Source organism: Nocardioides sp. JS614 (assembly GCF_000015265.1).
Classification (GTDB): Bacteria; Actinomycetota; Actinomycetes; order Propionibacteriales; family Nocardioidaceae; genus Nocardioides.
Map to the genome: position 1 here is coordinate 251,018 of NC_008697.1, position 17,374 is coordinate 268,391.

General features: G+C 70.5%; 19 protein-coding genes. 8 read left to right on the plus strand and 11 right to left on the minus strand.

Features of this window, described 5'->3' with window-relative positions:
* Positions 1–127: 127 nt before the first annotated feature.
* Positions 128–922: a class I SAM-dependent methyltransferase gene (locus NOCA_RS01085; RefSeq protein ID WP_041545939.1), complete on the minus strand. Its 795-nt coding sequence runs from the start codon at positions 920–922 to the stop codon at positions 128–130.
* A 111-nt stretch (positions 923–1,033) separates the two neighbouring features.
* On the opposite strand from NOCA_RS01085, the gene NOCA_RS01090 reads away from it, so the two are divergent.
* The 3 genes from NOCA_RS01090 (at position 1,034) to NOCA_RS01100 (ending at position 4,510) form a co-directional block, all read left to right on the plus strand.
* Complete coding sequence (locus tag NOCA_RS01090; protein WP_011751625.1) at positions 1,034–2,671, plus strand: helix-turn-helix transcriptional regulator; 1,638 nt, start codon at positions 1,034–1,036, stop codon at positions 2,669–2,671.
* 464 nt (positions 2,672–3,135) lie between these two features.
* Positions 3,136–3,543: a hypothetical protein gene (locus NOCA_RS01095; protein ID WP_041545940.1), complete on the plus strand. Its 408-nt coding sequence runs from the start codon at positions 3,136–3,138 to the stop codon at positions 3,541–3,543.
* A gap of 244 nt (positions 3,544–3,787) precedes the next feature.
* On the plus strand, positions 3,788–4,510 hold the full coding sequence (locus NOCA_RS01100) for an alpha/beta hydrolase (protein ID WP_041545941.1): 723 nt from the start codon (positions 3,788–3,790) through the stop codon (positions 4,508–4,510).
* A gap of 90 nt (positions 4,511–4,600) precedes the next feature.
* On the opposite strand, the gene NOCA_RS27350 is transcribed toward NOCA_RS01100, so the two are convergent.
* Positions 4,601–4,750: a hypothetical protein gene (locus NOCA_RS27350; protein WP_158305612.1), complete on the minus strand. Its 150-nt coding sequence runs from the start codon at positions 4,748–4,750 to the stop codon at positions 4,601–4,603.
* Positions 4,751–5,057: 307 nt separating this feature from the next.
* On the opposite strand from NOCA_RS27350, the gene NOCA_RS25345 reads away from it, so the two are divergent.
* Entirely contained in the window at positions 5,058–5,516 is a 459-nt protein-coding gene (locus tag NOCA_RS25345) for a hypothetical protein (protein WP_049774171.1), read from the plus strand.
* 92 nt (positions 5,517–5,608) lie between these two features.
* On the opposite strand, the gene NOCA_RS01110 is transcribed toward NOCA_RS25345, so the two are convergent.
* From NOCA_RS01110 to NOCA_RS01130, 5 genes are all read right to left on the minus strand, one after another.
* Positions 5,609–5,887 (minus strand): hypothetical protein, encoded by a 279-nt coding sequence (locus tag NOCA_RS01110; RefSeq protein ID WP_041545942.1) that lies wholly within the window; start codon positions 5,885–5,887, stop codon positions 5,609–5,611.
* Positions 5,888–5,903: 16 nt separating this feature from the next.
* The gene (locus NOCA_RS01115; protein ID WP_011751630.1) at positions 5,904–6,317 is read right to left on the minus strand and encodes an ester cyclase; all 414 of its coding nucleotides are present in this window, start codon (positions 6,315–6,317) and stop codon (positions 5,904–5,906) included.
* Between the two features lie 77 nt (positions 6,318–6,394).
* Complete coding sequence (locus NOCA_RS01120) at positions 6,395–8,098, minus strand: helix-turn-helix transcriptional regulator (RefSeq protein ID WP_049774172.1); 1,704 nt, start codon at positions 8,096–8,098, stop codon at positions 6,395–6,397.
* Between the two features lie 464 nt (positions 8,099–8,562).
* Entirely contained in the window at positions 8,563–8,988 is a 426-nt protein-coding gene (locus NOCA_RS01125; RefSeq protein ID WP_011751632.1) for an SRPBCC family protein, read from the minus strand.
* Positions 8,989–8,998: 10 nt separating this feature from the next.
* Positions 8,999–12,349, minus strand: coding sequence for an AAA family ATPase (locus NOCA_RS01130; RefSeq protein WP_148217929.1), 3,351 nt, complete (start codon positions 12,347–12,349; stop codon positions 8,999–9,001).
* Between the two features lie 28 nt (positions 12,350–12,377).
* Here NOCA_RS01130 and NOCA_RS01135 point away from each other — a divergent pair, with 28 nt between their 5' ends.
* The 4 genes from NOCA_RS01135 (at position 12,378) to NOCA_RS01150 (ending at position 15,284) form a co-directional block, all read left to right on the plus strand.
* Positions 12,378–13,151, plus strand: a complete 774-nt coding sequence (locus NOCA_RS01135; protein ID WP_041546007.1) for an SDR family NAD(P)-dependent oxidoreductase — start codon at positions 12,378–12,380, stop codon at positions 13,149–13,151.
* Positions 13,152–13,213: 62 nt separating this feature from the next.
* Entirely contained in the window at positions 13,214–13,870 is a 657-nt protein-coding gene (locus NOCA_RS01140; RefSeq protein ID WP_011751635.1) for a DUF1326 domain-containing protein, read from the plus strand.
* 41 nt (positions 13,871–13,911) lie between these two features.
* Positions 13,912–14,652 carry a DUF2182 domain-containing protein gene (locus NOCA_RS01145; protein WP_238383332.1) on the plus strand — a complete coding sequence of 247 codons (741 nt, stop codon included), beginning with the start codon at positions 13,912–13,914 and terminating at the stop codon, positions 14,650–14,652.
* Positions 14,653–14,735: 83 nt separating this feature from the next.
* Complete coding sequence (locus NOCA_RS01150; protein WP_011751637.1) at positions 14,736–15,284, plus strand: dihydrofolate reductase family protein; 549 nt, start codon at positions 14,736–14,738, stop codon at positions 15,282–15,284.
* A 296-nt stretch (positions 15,285–15,580) separates the two neighbouring features.
* On the opposite strand, the gene NOCA_RS01155 is transcribed toward NOCA_RS01150, so the two are convergent.
* From NOCA_RS01155 to NOCA_RS01170, 4 genes are read right to left on the minus strand one after another with little or no spacing between them, the layout of a single operon-like run.
* Positions 15,581–15,829 carry a hypothetical protein gene (locus tag NOCA_RS01155; protein WP_011751638.1) on the minus strand — a complete coding sequence of 83 codons (249 nt, stop codon included), beginning with the start codon at positions 15,827–15,829 and terminating at the stop codon, positions 15,581–15,583.
* Positions 15,826–16,599, minus strand: coding sequence for a hypothetical protein (locus NOCA_RS01160; protein ID WP_011751639.1), 774 nt, complete (start codon positions 16,597–16,599; stop codon positions 15,826–15,828). The genes NOCA_RS01155 and NOCA_RS01160 overlap by 4 nt, the downstream gene beginning before the upstream one ends.
* Positions 16,596–16,979 carry a hypothetical protein gene (locus NOCA_RS01165; protein WP_041545943.1) on the minus strand — a complete coding sequence of 128 codons (384 nt, stop codon included), beginning with the start codon at positions 16,977–16,979 and terminating at the stop codon, positions 16,596–16,598. The genes NOCA_RS01160 and NOCA_RS01165 overlap by 4 nt, the downstream gene beginning before the upstream one ends.
* Complete coding sequence (locus tag NOCA_RS01170) at positions 16,979–17,371, minus strand: hypothetical protein (RefSeq protein ID WP_011751640.1); 393 nt, start codon at positions 17,369–17,371, stop codon at positions 16,979–16,981. The genes NOCA_RS01165 and NOCA_RS01170 overlap by 1 nt, the downstream gene beginning before the upstream one ends.
* Between the last annotated feature and the right edge of the window lie 3 nt (positions 17,372–17,374).

Below are 17,374 nucleotides of genomic sequence, written 5' to 3' on the forward strand. Positions count from 1 at the left end.
AGGTCCGTCGCCACCGACAGCGCGGCAAGCACGTCTGACAGCCGCAGATCAGCTGGCGGGTCCATTCCCCCATCTGACCACGATCGAGAGCCCGCCGGACGACCGAACAGCAGCCGCTGTGCCCTTACTAGCCTTTCCGCGCTGCGAGCAGAGTGGCCCGGATCGGGACGCGCACGAGGCCCGACTCGTCGGCGTACCCGCCGAGCAGTTCCTCGGTGTCGGCGACGATCCGCGCATACGTCTCTGGCGTGATCCGCTCGGCCAGCGGCGTGGCTTTGATCTCCGTGTCGGCGACCGCGGCCGCGGACGGGAAGACGGCTTCCCCGAGACTGGAACGCGACTCGACCAGCGACAGGCCGGCCGCCGAGGCGAGCTCGAGCAGGCCGTCGAGGGCGCCTTGGGACCAGTACGTGCCGAGCAGGACTCGCGCCTCGGGACCGGCGTGCCCGGCGACGAGCTCGACGAAGGGACCGTACGCAGGCTGCTCGGCCAGTGGCGCGTAGGTCTGCAGGGCGACCACGCCGCCGGGAACGACCACGCGCACCATCTCGGCCACCGCCCGGCCCGGATCGGCGAAGAAGAACAGTGCGGACTGGCAGAGCGCGACGTCGAACTCGGCGTCCTCGAACGGGAGGTCCTCGACGTCGCCGTGCACCCACTCGAGGTCGGGACGCGCCTCCTGCGCCACCTCGAGCATCGCGGAGTTCAGGTCGACACCGACGACCCGGCCGCCGGGTCCCACGAGGTCCCGGGCCGCCCGGGCCACCACCCCGGTGCCGCAGGCCACGTCGAGCACGGACTGGCCGTCGCGTACCCGAGCGCAGTCCACCAGCTGGGGTGCCCATTGACCGAATAGGGCAGGAACGAACAGGTCCTCGTAGGCCTGCGCCTGCTCTCGGCTGAGCTGGAACGTCTCGGTCATCGAAGCCACCTCCTGGAGTCGGGTATCCCCTTCAGCATCGGCCGGGGCGCGCGCTCGGCACATCGGTCAGCTGACCTATCCACAGGCGCGTTGGGTGGCGATCATGGACGAGTGGCAACGATTGAGCGCCTCGCAACCGCGCGTGCTGCCGCCGAGGCCGGACGGTGGGAGGAGGCGCGGGCAGCGTTCGCCGCGGCGGCTGCCGTGGAAGAGTCCGCGGACGCGGTCGACGGACTGGGCCGGGTGTGTTGGTGGCTGGGCGACGTGCGCTCCGCGATCCGCCACCGGGAGCGTGCCTTCACTCTGCTGCGCCAAGCGGGCCGTGACGACGAGGCGACCATCGCGGCCCTCGACCTGTGCATCTGGTACCTCACGAACCTCGAGAACGAGGCGGCCGCCGGCGGCTGGCTGGCCCGCGCCGCACGGGCCGCCGAGCACACCACGGACCCGATGGTCCGGGGCTGGCTGGTATTGATCGGCGCCTACCTGTGCTCCGACGCCACCGCGCGACGTGCCGGGCTCGAGGAGGCCCTCCGGATTGCGGCCGAGGCCTCTGACGACGGGCTGCACGCGATGGCGCTGGCCGACCTGGGTGTGCTCCTCGTGGCTGGCGGCGAGGTGGAGCACGGGATGGCGCTCCTCGACGAGGCGATGGCGACCACCCTGGGTGGCTTCGGCGGCCGGCTGGAGGTCGTGGTCTGGTCGAGCTGCAACATGCTCGCCGCGTGTAGCCTGGCCCAGGACCTGCGACGCGCGACGCAGTGGTGCCGGGTGGCCGAGGAATTCACCCAGACTTACGGCTGCCCTTTTCTTCAAGCCAGGTGTCGAGCCCACTACGGCTCGGTCCTGGTCGCCGCCGGCACCTGGGATCTCGCTGAGCCCGAGCTCCGGCGGGCAATTTCCATGTCGGAGGACGTCGGGCGCCAGCCCCTGCTCGAGGCGAGGACCGCACTTGCCGCCCTCCGGCTCCGGCAGGGTCGGCTCGGCGAAGCCACCGAACTCGCCGAGGAGCTCGATACGAACTCCCCCGCCGCCGCCCTCGTATCGGCCGAGGTGCGGCTCGCCGCCGGCAGGCCGGACGAGGCCGCGGCGCTGCTCCGCGCCGCGCTCGGGCTGCTCCATCCCGACGATCCGCAGAGCGACCCGCTCGCGGCCGCCCTGTGTGAGGCGTACCTGGCCACCGGCGACATTGCGGGTGCCGAGGCGGCGCTGGCGGGCAGCCGGGCCGAGCCGCCGAGGCCCGCACTGCCCCGAGGGAGTGCTCAACGGACCCGCAGCGCGGGGCTGGTCGCGGCGGCATCGGGCGACGCTGCGACCGCGGTGCGACGGCTGGCCGAGGCGCTCGCCGCCTTCGAGCGGCACGACCTGCCCTTCGAGGCGGCCCGGACCCGGCTGGATCTGGCCAGGGCCCTCGCCACGCACGATCCCGAAGCCGCCGCGGGCTACGCCACCGAAGCGCTTCGCGCCCTCAGGCGGCTGGGCGCAGCCGGCGAAACGGCCGCAGCGGCCGCGTTGCTCCGCCAGCTCGGAGTCACCCCCGGGCCGGAGCCCCGGGACCCCGGGGTGCTCACCAGGCGCGAGCACGACGTGCTCACCCTGCTCGCCGACGGACTCAGCAACCCGGAGATCGCGCAACGCCTATACCTGAGCCGCAAGACCGTGGCGCACCACGTGAGCAGCATCCTGACCAAGCTTGCCCTCCGCTCCCGCGCCGAGGCCGCCGCCTTCGCCACGCGGACCCGGGGGTGAAGTCCTACGGCGCTCACCTTGGAGATGGTCACCCTCGCCTGCTCAACGCTTTCGTCCCTCGACCGATGCTGAGACGAGGGCCCCGCTAAGGGGCTCCGACCGTGCCTCGATCTCACCGGCTCGACCGTGCCCAGCGCGACCGTGGTCGTCCGCTCGAGCGGCGCTTCCTGGTCCCGACCTTCGACTGGGCTCGATGGAGAATGGGGCCCCGCGTGTTGAGATGCCCACACGGTCCTGCCCACTGACCGGATGTGCCGGTCGACGAATGCCCTACGGCGACGATCCGGGCGCAGCAGCTGAGGAGCCGAGGCCGTACCGGAAGGGATCCGCTTGCGGGAGCAGAGCGCCGAGCGCAGGGCGGCCCCGGGCTTGACAGTCATACGCGGCGGATTGACGCACCGTCTCGAGCGCACCGACCGCGTTGGTCGAGTGCGTTGCGGCTCCGTGAGTAGCACCATGGATGGATGCAGAATGTCGCAGCCGAGTCCCATCCCATCGTGTACGTGGATACGTCCGAGGTTCGCAGTGGGCGGTTGGAGGAGCTCAAAGCCGCGATGGACGACTTGACGAAGTTCGTTGAAGCCAACGAGCCACAGTTGCTCGCCTACAACGTGTACTTCAACGACGCCGGGAACCGAATGACGGTCATGCACATCAATCCCGATCCAGCTTCGCTCGAGTTCCACATGAACGTCGCCGGACCCAAGTTTCCACCGATCGGCGAGTTCATCAACATGCTGGCGATCGACGTGTACGGCGATCCGGGAGAGGCGCTCGTCGCCCGCCTGAGAATGAAGGCCGAGATGCTGGGCAGCGGCTCGGTACGCATCCATGAACTCCATGCCGGGTTCGCTCGCCTCGTAACGTGGTAAGCCAGAGAGTGCAGGAACCGGCTCAACGCGCCAGCGCTCGCGTGGCGGTATGACACTGTCGCTGTCGCGGCGGATAGACGCGCCCGGACCGCGGCGACCATTGCTAGTCTGCTGGAGTCCGTGCAGGAGAACGAGGAGGTGGTACCCGTGAACGTATCGACGTGGGTGCTCTTCCTTGGGGCCACGGTCGGGCGATAGGTCGTCCGGGAGCGCCGTTCAACGCGCACTCCCGAAAGGCACGACCATGCACTTCACTTCCGAACAGCGCCTCGACGACGACAGCCTGGAACGCGAATTCATTCTCGGCGAGATCCCCGGCATCCTGTGGACGCCCACCTCCGCTCCAGCGCCGCTGATCCTGCTCGGCCACCCCGGCGGACTGCGCAAGATGTACCCGCGGCTTGCGGGGCGGGCCCGGCACTCCATGGCGAACGGCTTCTCCGCGGCCACCATCGAGCTCCCCGGGAGCGGTGACCGGCCCCGATCGGCCGACGCCGAGCGGGCCCGCGCCGATCTGCACCGGGCGCTGGCGGCCGGAAAGCCGGTCGACGAGATCGTCGACCGGCTGGTCCTCCCGCTGGTCGAACAGGCAGTCCCGGAATGGCAGGCCACACTGGACGCACTCCTCGCACTGCCAGAGATCAGCGGGCCGGTCGGGTACTCGGGCGGGGTGATCGCCATCGGTATCCGGCTGGCGCTGGTCGAACCGCGCATTGTGGCCGCTGGTCTCTTCGCCGGGAGCTTCGTGCCCCGCGCCATGTTCGACGAGGCCCGCCAGGTCACGATTCCGCTTCACGTCCTGCTGCAGTGGGACGACGAAGGAAACGACCGGCAGATGGCACTGGACCTGTTCGACGCCTTCGGCTCCGAGGAGAAGTCGCTGAACGCCAACATGGGCGGGCACACCGGCGTCCCGCAGTTCGCGGGAGAGGGGCCCGACGGGTTCTTCGTCCGGCACCTGCGCTAGCCGGCCCCGAGACCCGATGCAGGCGCCCCTCAGGCGGCGTTAAGACGCTGACACGCGCGCGAACCGTGTGTCCTTGCCAGCGCGGACGAATCAGTTCCTCCCAACCCGCTGGTAGGCAGCTTTCCGAGTGGTCTTCAGCGTCGCGCCGATGATCGCCCAGGAGTCGCCTACGTCGCGTGCCGCTGCGACGGCGGTCCAGAGCACGACATCCTCGCCCTCGTTGAAGGTGCCGATCGGCACCAACGTTCCCTCCTCGTCGCAGCCGGGCCTGGTAGTACTCTCCGCCCGTGGTTGTGTTCTGTGAGTCACGCTGTGCTCACATGGGCATCGTTTCGTGTAGTCCGGGCAGCACTTCGGGGTGGGTAGGCACGAAGGCAGTGAAGGCGAGCTCTACGCCGAGGGAGCGCGTCCGGTGGCATTGGGGGTACGCCATCCGGCTGGCGCCTTGATCTCGACGCCGACCGTCCGCGTCTCGACGAGTCCGAGTCGTGGACAGACGCGCGGACCGATGGCTGCGACCAGTCTGACCGGTGGACCATCTGGAGGTATGGACTATCGACACCACCTGCGCGCCGTTGTCGCGGCCAGCGCGGCTCCGTACGGCTACACCCTGACGCTGTGGACCGCCGGCGCGGTCGCCAGCCATGCCGAGGGATTGCCATCGGCTCTGGATGCACTGCTCCTCCTGACCGGCGCGGTGACAGCTTTCGGCGTCGTGGGTGGCTACGCGTTTGGAGGTATCAACGGGGTCCTGGCTCCGGGCACTCAGGGGGAGATCCGGGTGTGGGGTGGGGTGCACCTGCCCTCGGTCGGGTCCAGCATCCTGCTGGTCAGTCTGATCACCGAGACCTTGCATGGGATCTGGGTCTGGCCGGTCGTCGGGTTCGTCGCGACCTCGACGTACCTGCTGGTGATCGGTGTGCAGTTCTGGATGGCCACTCATCGTGGTCATGTCCCCGAGCCGGTGGACGTCGAGGGCTTCGCCGATGGGCCGGAGACCTCCTAGCGCGCAACCAACGCCTCGACGAACCTGCGCACGGCGGAACGTTTGAGCGCGGCAAGTCCGGTCGGCCCTCGAGAAGGGACCGACCGGACTGTCTAGAGGTCGGCCGGGCAGTTCGCGTTGTCCTGGTGCGCTGAGTACGACGCAAGGTCACCGAAGCTGTCGAACCCGAACTCCGCGAGCACCTCAGGGTGCGAGGCGAGATACGCGATCAGGTCCCGACCCCATGCGCTTCCGAAGACCTCGTGCTCTGCCTGAACCGACTGCGCGACACAGCTGGACGCGGACGCAGACGCTGCAGTGGGCGTGATGAGGACTGCCCACGTGAGGCCGGCTGTCAGTGAGAGTGCGAGGGCCCTGACTCTGGTGGTCATCTTCTCCACCTCCCCGTCACGCCGGCGCCGCGGTGGGGAGCGCGCCGATCTGGGACATGATCGTGAACAGGTCGCAGTACTGCGTGACCTCCGCGATCTTCCCGTCGCGCACCCGAAGCAGGTCCCAGGCGGCGAACTTGACCTTGCGCCCGCTCGCCGGTACGCCCGCGAAATCGCCCTGCTGGGTGCCCGTGTAGGTGATCCACACGCTGACCAGGTCGTCCTCCTGCACCATGTTCCGCACGTCGGCGGTGAGGTCGGGGAATGGCGCCAGGAAGCTGGCCAGGGAGCTCTTGAGCTCGGCCAGGTCCGTTCCTGCGCCGGCGTGACCCTTCAGGTCGGGCGAGCAGATCTCGTCCAGCCGTTCCGGCGATCCGGCGTTGATGATCTCGTAGAAGCGGTGTACGACTTCCTTCTCGGTTGTCTCCATGAGGTCCTCCTCGGGACGAAGTTGGGTGATGCCTCGACATTCCACCTTCCGAGCCGGTCGAGCATGGGGAGCGCTCCCTATTTCGCTGCCTGGGTTGCCGAGGGCCCGGGTGCGGCGGGATGGAGCAGCGCGTACGCCGTCGCCTCGGTGCGGCTGCGGACACCGAGCTTGGTCAGGATGTTGCTCACGTGGTGTCCCGCGGTCTTGACGCTGATGAAGAGCCGCTCGGCGATCTCGGCGTTGGAGAGTCCCTCGACGACCAGGCTCAGCACCTCCTGTTCCCGGCGGCTCAGGACAACACCGTCCCTGGGGCCCGTGCGGCCCTTGATCCCCAATCCGCGCAGAAAGGAAGCAGCCTGGTCGGCCTCCGACGTCGCTCCCATCCGGTCGAACGCCTGCAGGGCGCTCCTGGCCTCGGTCACGGCCACACCCCGGTCGCGGTCCGCCAGCGACCTCGCCAGCGCCATCCGGGCGCGGCAGGCCGCCAACGGGGCTCCGCACTCCGCGAATGCCCGCGCGGCCGCCCGCAGCCGCGCGGATGCGTCGAAGTCACCTTCTGCCAGCAGGACCTTGCCCGCGGCGAAATCCGCCTGCGCCTTGTGGAGCGTCGTACCCGTGGCCACCGCCACCTCGGCAAGCTCTCCAGCGGTGACCGCGGCGAGGGTCAGGTCAGATACCGCGAGTGCGGCGTCGACCAGCTGCGCCCGCAGTGGCAGGGACACGACCGTCGCGGCCCTGAGGCCCTCGAGTGCCGCGACAAGTCCGGCCACCGCCCGATTGGGTCGACCCTGCACCAGGTCCAGAGCCGCCGCCACCAACGCGCACTCCCACTCCGACTCGAATCCGACCAGCAGCGCCTCCGCCTCCTCGAGCCGGCCCTGGAGCACCCGCAGCTCGGCCAGCCTCGCGACCGGGTGGAGGCACCGCGGCCGGCACCCGGTCGTGGCCAGCTGGGTCACCGCGTCGGCAAGTTCTCGCTCGGCCACGTCCAGGCGTCCGGTGACCAGGTAGACCCCTCCGCAGCAGCTGGTGCAGAAGGCGGAGATCAGGTCCGGGCCCGACGTGGTCTCCAACGGGAGCAACGGGCCGAACGCGTACGCCGATCGGAACTCGGCCAGCTGCTGGGCCCATGGCTCCACCATCCCTGGGTCGCCGAGCCAGCCCGAGACCTCCAGCAGCGTGCACAGCGCCTCGCCGACGTACGCGACGTCGTGGCCCTCGCCCGAGACGGCCGCGGTCATCGCCTGCTGCAGGTCCGACCAACCCGCAGCGACTGCGCCGGTGCCGACCCGGCAGGCGCCCAGGCGGGCCAGGGCGACGATCTCGAGGTCTACATCACGGTGCTTGCGCGCGACGACCACCGCGCGCTCGGCGTGGGCGATCGCAAGATTCAGCGCGGCGGCCTCGGATTCCACCAGGGCCATCCATCCTTCGAGGCTGCCCGGGTCTGCGAGATCGGCGACCAGGGAGCGGCTCCGGGCAACCCAGCCCTCGGCCATCGCCGTGCGGTGGAAAAGGCCGGCGTACTGTCGGGCGAGCCAGATGCCGACGGCGGCCGCTTCGTGGTCACGGCCCTCGCGACGCAGCAGGGCGAAAGCCCGCGACCGCACATCCAGTGCACCCGGAGCGTCGCCCAGCCACCACAGGCTGCGGCCGAGGCCGTCCAATGCGTCCGCGGATCCCTGATCGTTCCAGGCGGTCTCAAAGGCCGCCTTCGCTGCCACCCAGTCCCCGCGAGCCAGCGACGACCGCCCCACGGCGAGTGGACCGTTGTCGTCCATGTTCCGATGATGAACCCCCACACGACATGTTTCCTAGCTTCCCGGCACCAGCCGCGGCAGACGGGCTCTTCACGCAGAGACCATCGAGACCGCCCCGGGGCTAGCCCATTCTGGGCGGTAGGCAGCAGGTCTCGGTTCGCCTGCGCCGGAACCATCCCGTATGACGAACCCCTTCCGGGATCACCAAGCGCCGGCGGGGAACCTTTCCCGGATCGGCGTCTGAGCGCAAGCCTCGCAAAGTACAGAGCGTGCACTCGGTAGCGCTCGGACAGCATGAGCAGTCGGAACCGCGGGCGGGCGGAGAGACGCGCTTTCTGTCGAGCGCAGCCAGCCATCATGCCTGGGAGTGTTTGGCGCGGGAGTCTCTGGCTGCGCCAGCAGTCTCCGGGTCGTGTTCCTCGGCCGTCATCGGGCGAGCCTCTCAGCGATCCGGCGCAGCCCGGCTGCCGCACGGCCGTCGCTGGTCAGGCTCCTGAGTCTGAGGCGGCCTCTGCCGCAAGTGCCGCCAGTTGCGCGAGAGACTGTCTGATCACGGTCTTCTGGGTGGCGAGTCGGTGCGCCTCTTCGGGCGGGATGTCGACCTCGACACGGATCCGGGTGTCGCCGCTGGCGAGAGGCTCGAGCAGCCACCGGAAGTGCAGGTCGGACACGAGGCAGGAGACCACCACCCGACGATTGTCGCGGCTGGTCTCCAGAAGCTGCGGCATCGGGTAGTCCGGATAGCCGCTCGGGTAGTAGGTGAAGCGGGCGGCATGTCCCTCGTCGCCGGGTTCCGGCTCCACTGTCTCGATTCCGGCCCACCACTCGGGGAACCGTGCCGGGTCGTAGAGAAGCTTCCAGACCTCCTCGACCTGGGCGTTGCTGACGGCGCTGTCCTCGAATCTGGGCACGGTCTCCTCCTCACGCAGTCTCGACTTCGGAGTCCAGTGACTTGATCTCTTCGAGTACCCGATCGAGCTCTCGCAGTGGCTCGATCAACCCCTCCACCGGGGGGCGTCCGAGGTCGGCGAGGTTCACGACGTACTCCTCACCGTGTCCCTGAGCGGCCGAGGAGTATCGGCGCCATGACTCGGCCGCCTCGCCCAGGCGCTTGCGGGCGAGGACGCGATCACCGCGGGCCGCGGCCAGAAGACCCTGAACGCGCGTCAGCCGGGGCACGAGGGTGTGGGGGAAGTCGCTCTCGGTCACCGGCTCCAGCACGGTCTCGCGCAGTTCCTGCTCGGCCTCCTCCAAACGTCCGACGCTCACCAGCGCCTCGGCGCGGACCAGGCGCGCCCGGGGACGGCTCACCGGCGCACCCCGCGCGAGTGCCGCCGCCAGAAGCTCTGCGGCGCGGCCCGGGTCGCCGGAGGCGAACGCGACCATCCCGGCGTCGTGCTGTGCTGTGGCCACCAACTCCGGCCGGTCCAGTCGGTCCGCCAGCTGCCGCTCAGCGTCGGCCGCTGCGGCAGCCTCGTCGAAGCGGCCGAGCCGGGTCAGGATGTGCGCGCGGGCGGCGAGCAGGTGAAGCTCTCCGGTCGGCAGCACCCGTTGGACAGCCGCGAGCCCCTGGTCGGTGAACTCCAGGGCACGCTCGAAGTCGCCGGCGCAGGCTGCGGCCGAGGCGGCGTTCGCCCAACAGCCGTAGGCCATGTCCGGTCGTCCGGCGGCTTGCGCGGCCTCGCCGGCGGCGATCGCCGGTTCGTAGCTCTCTTTGAAGCGCCCCCTGCGGATTAGGCAGAAGGCTCGGGCGGCGCCGATCTCGTAGGCGTGGATACCGGTGTCCGCACTGGAAGGGGCCGGTGCGGACAGCCGGTCGAGCAGCGGCTCGACGGCGTCGAGGTCGCCGGCGACCGCCTCGGCCCACGCCAAACCGGCCAGCGCTTCGGCACGTGCCTCCGGTGCCGGGGCAGGGATCGAGCCGAGGGCCGCTTCTGCCGCGCGGTAGGCGTCACGGGCGGCCCGCGGCGCGCACAGCGCTCCTCGCAGCCACCGGCCGCGTCTGAGCCACGCGTCCGCCAGCCGGTCCGAGTCGCCAGTCGGGATCAGGCCGATGGCGCGGTCGAACGCCTGGTCGGCCTCGGCGCGGCGTCCCAACCATGCCTGGATCTCGGAGAGGTCGAGCAAAAGCCGGTCGTCGTCAGGGGCGATGCCGGCCGCCTCGATCAGGAACTCGACTGCTTCGGGCAGTGCGGCGACCGCGCGTGCGTCGGCCGCGGCCCGCACCAGGTGCCCGACTGCGAGTTCGTCCCTCCCGGCGAGTCGCAGGTGTCGCGCCACCTCGGCGGCCCTGCGTCGCGTTCGTCTGGCCTCGCACGACTGCAGTGCGGCAGCGAAGGTCTCGTGCAACCAGGCGCGCCTCGGCGCCGACATGTCGGCGTAGACCGCTTCCCGAAGCAGGGCGTGCCGGTACTCCACCCGGCTCGCGTCGGCCACGAGCAGACCGCTCTCCACCGCCGCGGTGGCAGCCTCGGTGCCGCGGTCGAGTGGGAGTGCCTCCCTCTCCTCCCTCTCCAGTGGCCGCCCCGCCACGGCCGCGAACTCGGCCAGGAGCCGGGCGTCGGGACCGAGGCCGCCGAAGACGGCGCGGACGTTGCCCCGCAGGCTCGCGGGCGGTGTCGTCTCGGCACGGCCGCGGGCACGCGCGGACTCGAGGGCGAGGAACGGGTTCCCGTCCGAGACGGCGACGACCTTGTCCACCTCAGCCTCCGGCAGGCCCGCGACCGTCCGGGCAAGGGAGGCGATCTCGTCGTCTCGCAGGGGACCGAGCTGGATCTCCTGCAGGAGGACGCCGCGGGACCGAAGGGTGTCCTGCAGTGCATCGGCGTCGGTACGCCGAGGCAGCTCCCGTCTGGTGAGGGCGACGAGCAACGGGAGCGTCCGAATGCGGCGGGCGACGTACCCGACGAGCTGCAGGCTGGGCGCGTCGGCCAGGTGCACGTCCTCCATCACGACCAGCAGCGGCCTGTCCCGGCAGGCCCACTCGACCAGCTCGACGATTCCTTCGAACAGCAGGGTCCGTTCCAGGTCCGGGGACGCGATCTCGAGCGAGGGGGCAGCCACGCCCAGGCGAGGGGCCAGGTCCGGGAGCAGACGGGCGAGGATCGTGGCGCGGGACGCCTCGAGCCGGGGCGGCTGCAGGTCCCGGTACACCTCGCGCAGCAGCTCGGCCCAGAGACCGAAGGGCGCGCTACCGGACAGGTCGACGGCGGCGCACGTCGCGGACCGTGCACCCTCGTCGCGTGCCCGCGCGGCGAGCTCCTCGACCAGTCGGGTCTTGCCGATGCCGGCCTCGCCGCTGAGGTGGACGACTCCTCCGTGACCGGTCCGGGCGGTCCGCCACGCCTCCTCGAGCAGGGCCATCGATGCGCTCCGGCCCACCATCGGGAGGCCCCGGACCCCCGAGCCTCCCTCGCCGGACGGCCGCCCGGCCGGTTTGACCGGTCCGGGGGCCGGATCCGCCGCACGGAGGGACGCTGCCAGCCGTCGGGTTCCCGCCGACGGCTCGAGGCCCAGCTCGTCCCGGAACCGGTCGCGGAGCCGACGGTAGGCGAGCATCGCCGCGGCGCGGTCACCCGAGGCCGCGAGCCGGCGGATCAGGTCGGCGTGTACGTGTTCGGTGAATGGGGCGAACTGCAGCTGGCGGCGCGTCGCAGCGACAGCGGCGGCGAGGTCACCGCGCTTCTCCTCCTCCGCCGCCAGCGTGCCGAGGGCAGTCGCGAGTCGGTCGCGGTGCTCCTCGCGGGCCTCGTACGCCCACTCGTCCTCGAGGCCCGCAAGCACCTCCCCACGGCAGAGTTCGACAGCGCTCTCGACATGACCGGCGTCGAGCAGCCGGCCGAACTCCGCCACGTCGGTCCACAGTTCCCCTGGCGCCAGGCCCACGTGGTCGCGCGACGACGTCAGACAGCGACCGCTGTCCGGGCCGAGCGCCTGCCGGAGCGACCAGATCGCGGTGCGCAGGCTGGCCCGCGCACTGGTGTCGAGAACGTCCGGCCAGAACCGGGCCGCAAGCACGACGCGCGGATGCGGCCCAGGGTTCAGTGCGAGCCAGGCCAGCAGTGACCACGCCCGCCGGCTCTCCGGCGGGGACACCGGGACGCCGTCCAGCTCGACCGACAGCTGGCCGAGCATCTGCACGCGCAGCATAAGGCGAGGGTAGGCCCGGTCGGGCTCGCTGTCCCGGCCCACAGCAAGCCGTTGTCGCACAGCCTGGTTCCTTGACGGACCTTCGACGGTTCTTTGACGGGTGGTGCGGAAGGTGGGGTTCACGACCTGTCACGCACCCCCGGAGGTGGTCATGGACTCGAAGCTGTTCGCCCTCGACGGACGGGTGGCCCTGGTCACCGGTGGCAACGGCGGGCTCGGCCGCGCCATCGCGCTCGCGCTCCGCGATGCTGGAGCAACGGTCGCGGTCACTGGCCGGGACGAGCGCAAGAACGCGGCCGTTGCCGCCGATCTCGGCTCGGCCGATGCGGTGTTCCCCGGCGACGTCCGTGACGAGTCGGCGGTGTCGGCGACCATGGCACAGGTGGTCGAGCGGTTCGGTCGCCTCGACATCCTGGTCAACAACGCCGGCAACTACGTCGGCGGGTCGGTGCTCGACCTGACCGAGTCCGGGTGGCACGCGGTCGTTGACACCCACCTCACCGGCTCGTTCCTGTGCGCCAAGCACGCCGCTCAGGTGATGGTCAGTCAGCGCAGTGGCGGCAAGATCATCAACATCGGTTCGATGTACTCGCTCTTCGGCCCGCCTGCCGCGATCGGCTACGCGGCCGCCAAGACCGGGATCATCGGGCTGACCCGCGCCCTGGCTGTCGAGCTCGCCGAGCACGACATCCAGGTGAACGCGATCCTGCCCGGCTGGTACGAGACCGACCTCACCCGGGGCGCGCCCGGGAGTGAGTGGGGGGAGCGGATCCGCCACAAGACCCCAGCCCAGAGGTGGGGAGACACCGACGACCTTGCCGGGCCGGCCGTGTTCCTTGCCTCCACAGCCTCGGACTTCGTCACCGGCGTCGCGCTGCCCGTCGACGGTGGGTACGCCGTCGCTGACCGGCTGCTGCCCGAGTAGTGGCCCGACCGGCGCCGTCCTGGAGAGAACACGAGAACCAAGAGAGAGGGAAGGCAACGACGATGAGCACCACCACTGACCAGACCAAAAGCGACCTGGTCTACGCGCTGCACGGGACACTCCTCGAAGCATGCTCATGCGAGGTCCTGTGTCCCTGCTGGATCGGCGAGGACCCGGACCACGGAACGTGCGAGGCGTTCAACGCCTACCACCTGGACTCGGGCGTGATCGGCGGCGTCGACGTCTCGGGTCTCAGCTTCGTCACGGTCCACCAGGTCCCCGGCAACATCCTGCAGGGTGACTGGCGGGCGGTCTGGTTCATCAGCGAGGAGGCCAGCGACGACCAGTTCGACGCAATCCACGACGCCTTCGCCGGGCGACTTGGTGGGCCGTTGGCAGACCTGGCCGACCTCTTCGGCGAGGTGATGGACGTCAAGCGCGCCCCCATCACCCACGCGACCGTGCAGGGGAAGGGCAGGTTGCTGATCGGGGACGTGGTCTCGGGGGAGATGGAGCCCTATCGGTCGCCCGACGGACAGACCATCACCACCCTGCGCGACTCGCTGTTCTCGACCGTGCCGGGGTCGCCGGCGTACGTGGCCAAGGCCAGCCACAACCGGGTGGATCTCCCGGACTACGACCTGGTCTGGTCCTTCGAGGGGCGCAACGCCATCCAGTCGGACTGGACGATCGAGCATCGGGCTGAGGCCGTCGCATGACGACAGTCGTCCTTCCGCGTCGGCTCCGGTTGCCGGTCGCGGTGCCGGTCGCGATCGGATCCGCCTGGCTGCTCGCGCTCGGGGCCCAGGTCACCGGGTACGGCGGCTCGCTGCACCATGACCAGCTGATCGAGGAAGGTCCGCCGATCTGGCTCGCGCTGGCGATGTTCCTGCTCGCTTGGCAGGTGATGATCGCTGCGATGATGGTGCCCACGAGTCTGCCCCTGGCCCAGCTGTTCGACGCCGCTTCTCGGCGACAACCCCGTCCGGGAATCGTGATGGCGGCGTTCCTGGGCGGCTACGCGCTCGTCTGGAGCGCCTTCGGGCTGACCGCCTTCGTAGCAGACGTCGGCGTCCATCAGCTCGCGGACCGCAGCGCCTTCCTCGGCTCGCACGAAGCGCTCATCACCGGCGGCACCCTGGCGGTGGCTGGAGCGTTCCAGTTCACACGGCTCAAGAAGCGCTGCCTCACCGAGTGCCGGCATCCGGTCGGCTTCCTCGCCGCGCACTACCAACGCGGCGTGGGTGGGGCGTTCCGCCTCGGCCGGAAGCACGGCACCTTCTGCGTCGGCTGTTGTGCCGGCCTCATGCTGGTGATGTTCGCGGCGGGTATCGCGAACCTGCTGTGGATGGCCACCCTCACCGTCTTGATGGCCTATGAGAAGAACGGTCATGCCGGGAGCCGGCTCGTGTCGGCAGTGGGTTGCGCACTCCTTCTGTGGGCTGCGGCAGTTCTGGTCGCCCCTTCCTGGCTGCCGCCCCTCTTCGCCGGCGAGCTCTGATCGAGGCCCGATCAGGTCAGGGTCCCAAGCGGGTCCGTAGGGCTGGTGCTCCCGATAAGGTCGGGTCGGGTGGCCGCCAGGACATGCCCGGGATGACCAACCGGCCGTCCTCGTGGCCACGGCGGCCCGTCCGCAAAAGGCCCCGTTCACCGGACCACATCACCGGGCGGGCTAAACGGACACTGGCCAGAGGCGCGGGCCTGGCGCTGTACGGGCGCAAACTGTGGGAGACGATGAGCTCCCACTGGCCGACCGCCGACCAGCAGCCTGGCGCCACACCGGCGCAGATCGAGTTCGCCCGCCGCTGGCGGGACATGCCGAAGGTGGTGTTCTCCTCGACGACCAGCGCGGTCGACTGGAACGCCCGCCTGGTCACCGGCGACGCTGTCACCGAGATCACCCGGCTCAAGACTGAGGATGGCGGTCCCATGGACGTCGCCGGCGCCACCCTCGCCGCGGCGGCCATGCGGGCCGGGCTGATCGACGAGTACGCGATCGTCACCCACCCGGTCCTGGTGGGCGGCGGCACGCCGTTCTTCACGGCCCTGGACAACTGGGTGAACCTGAACCTGGTGGAGACCCGGACGTTTCCCGACGGCGTGCTCCTGACCAGGTACGAGACCAGGCGCTGAATACCCGACCTCGGATCGGCGCGGGCTCGGGCCACCCAAGGATCTCGTGGCCGTTAGGGAACCACAAAGGGTGAACGTACAGGCCAGAGGCCATCCCGGGCCCGACAACCCGGCGGACGTCCGTAGGAGCCGTCCGGCCTCCGTCACCGGGACGGGTGCGTCTTGTGACACACCCACAGCGGCCAGTCAATCCCGTTACCTACCGCGACCGTCCGTTTCGGTGGTCCCGGGTGCCGACTACGACAGCTTCCGGTGCCCACGGGGCGCGACAGGTCCAATCCCGACACCAGGCTTGACTAATGAACGATCCCGAGCAACCGCACCCGTACGTCCCGCCCGTCGCGAGTGGCGACCTGGACGGTGTCCCCGTCGAGGACGTAGGTCACCTCGCCGAGGGTGCGCTCGCCGCGGCTCTCGGACCGGGCGGGAGAGTCGAGGAGATCGCCGCCGAACGCGAAGCCGCCGACGATCGCGCGGATGCCTGCGATGACGACCAGGGCCACGATCGCCAGGGACAGCAGGCGGACCGGCTTGCTCGCGATCATCGGGCCACCTCCGGCCGGCCCGGCGGGGCGCAGCCTGCCTGGTGGCGCTCCTGTCCGCTCCCCGGCTGCGGGGTCGGTGGGCGCAGTCCTGGCCGCGGGGTCGCCTTGTACTGGTCCGCGACGAGCTGTGCCGGCTCAGCTGTGCCGGTCGGCGACGCAGTGTCGCGAACGGTCGGTCCGAGCTGCTGGTCCTCGAGGAGCTCGAGGAGGTCGCCGGCCTCCGTGCCCGCGTCGGCGTCGAGCGCCCGGTCGTGCAGCTCCAGGCGTTCGGCGTCGAGAGCGGCCCGGCGCTGCTGCCAGGCCGGGAGTACCCCGCTGGCCTCGAACGCCGCGTGCTCGCGTACGTAGGCCTCTTGGCGCGGCGTGAGCGGCTGGCCGGGGATGACCGGCCCGCACCCGACCGCGTCCGCGCTGGCCGCGAACCGCGGATAGGCGGACTGGTGGCCGCGCCACCGGTCACGGAACTCGACGAGCTCGTCGTGGAGCTCGTCGGGCACCGCGCGGGCGATCGTCTCGATCTCCGGCCATGGGATGACCTCGGCAGGGTTGTGCCAGGACTCGTCGACACCGAACCCCAGGCCGGCCGTCGTCCCGACGATCCGCTCCCCTGTGCTCGGGTCGTGGTGGTGGGTGCCTGCCCAGCCCCCCTCACGCACGTGGGCTACCTCCGCCGGGTCGAGGAGGATCGAGGTCAGCGGCCATCCCGACCAGGACCTCAGCAGCTCCTGCTGACGTCGCCGGCTCGTGACGATCGTCGGCTGCCCGCTCAAGACGGAATCCCGGGTCCGGGTGCCGAGTGGCCCGCCGACGGCGTGTCCCGCTCCTCGGGCCGATCCGAACGCATGCCCGGCGGCCTCAGCGCCGGTCGAGCGGCCACGACTCGCTCGCGCGAGGCGGCCAGCTGCTCCTGGACAACAGCGGACGGCTTCGGCCGGTCCGACGTGTTCGACGCACTCGGCGGAGCCGCCGGCTCCTCGAGCGGCTCACCGCGCCGCTGCAGCTCGGTCACGAGGACCGCCTGCTCGCGCCGCGCCTCCTGGGCCGCCCCGACCGACAGTGCGTCGAGCCGACGGTCACCGGCCTCGACCAGCATCCGCCGCAGCTCCGTCGCGGAGACACCCTCGAACGGGTCCGCTGTACCGCCTGCCATCACGCCACCTGGACGCCGGCGGCCTCAGCAGCGCCGCCGGCGTCCCTGACGGTGCCGTCGTCGGAGTCGTCTCCGGTGTCGGTCTCGACCTGACGCAGACGGCGTACCGTCGCCTGGTCCAGCCCGGTCAGCTGCACGACGTCCTTGATCGCGAGCTTCTCCGCCATGAGCCGCTCGATCGCGGCCGCGGCCGCGATCTCCGCGTCCGTGACCGCCTGCTCGGCCTGCGCCCGCTGCTCCCAGGCCACCTCGACGTCGACCGACGCCTCGTCGATGCGCCGCTCCCGAGCCAGCTGATCCGGGTCCAGCTTCAGTCGCCGCTCCCGCGCCGCCTTCAGTCGGGCATCCCGAGCCCGATCCCGACCTGCCTGTGCCTGCGTCGCCTTCCCCATCGG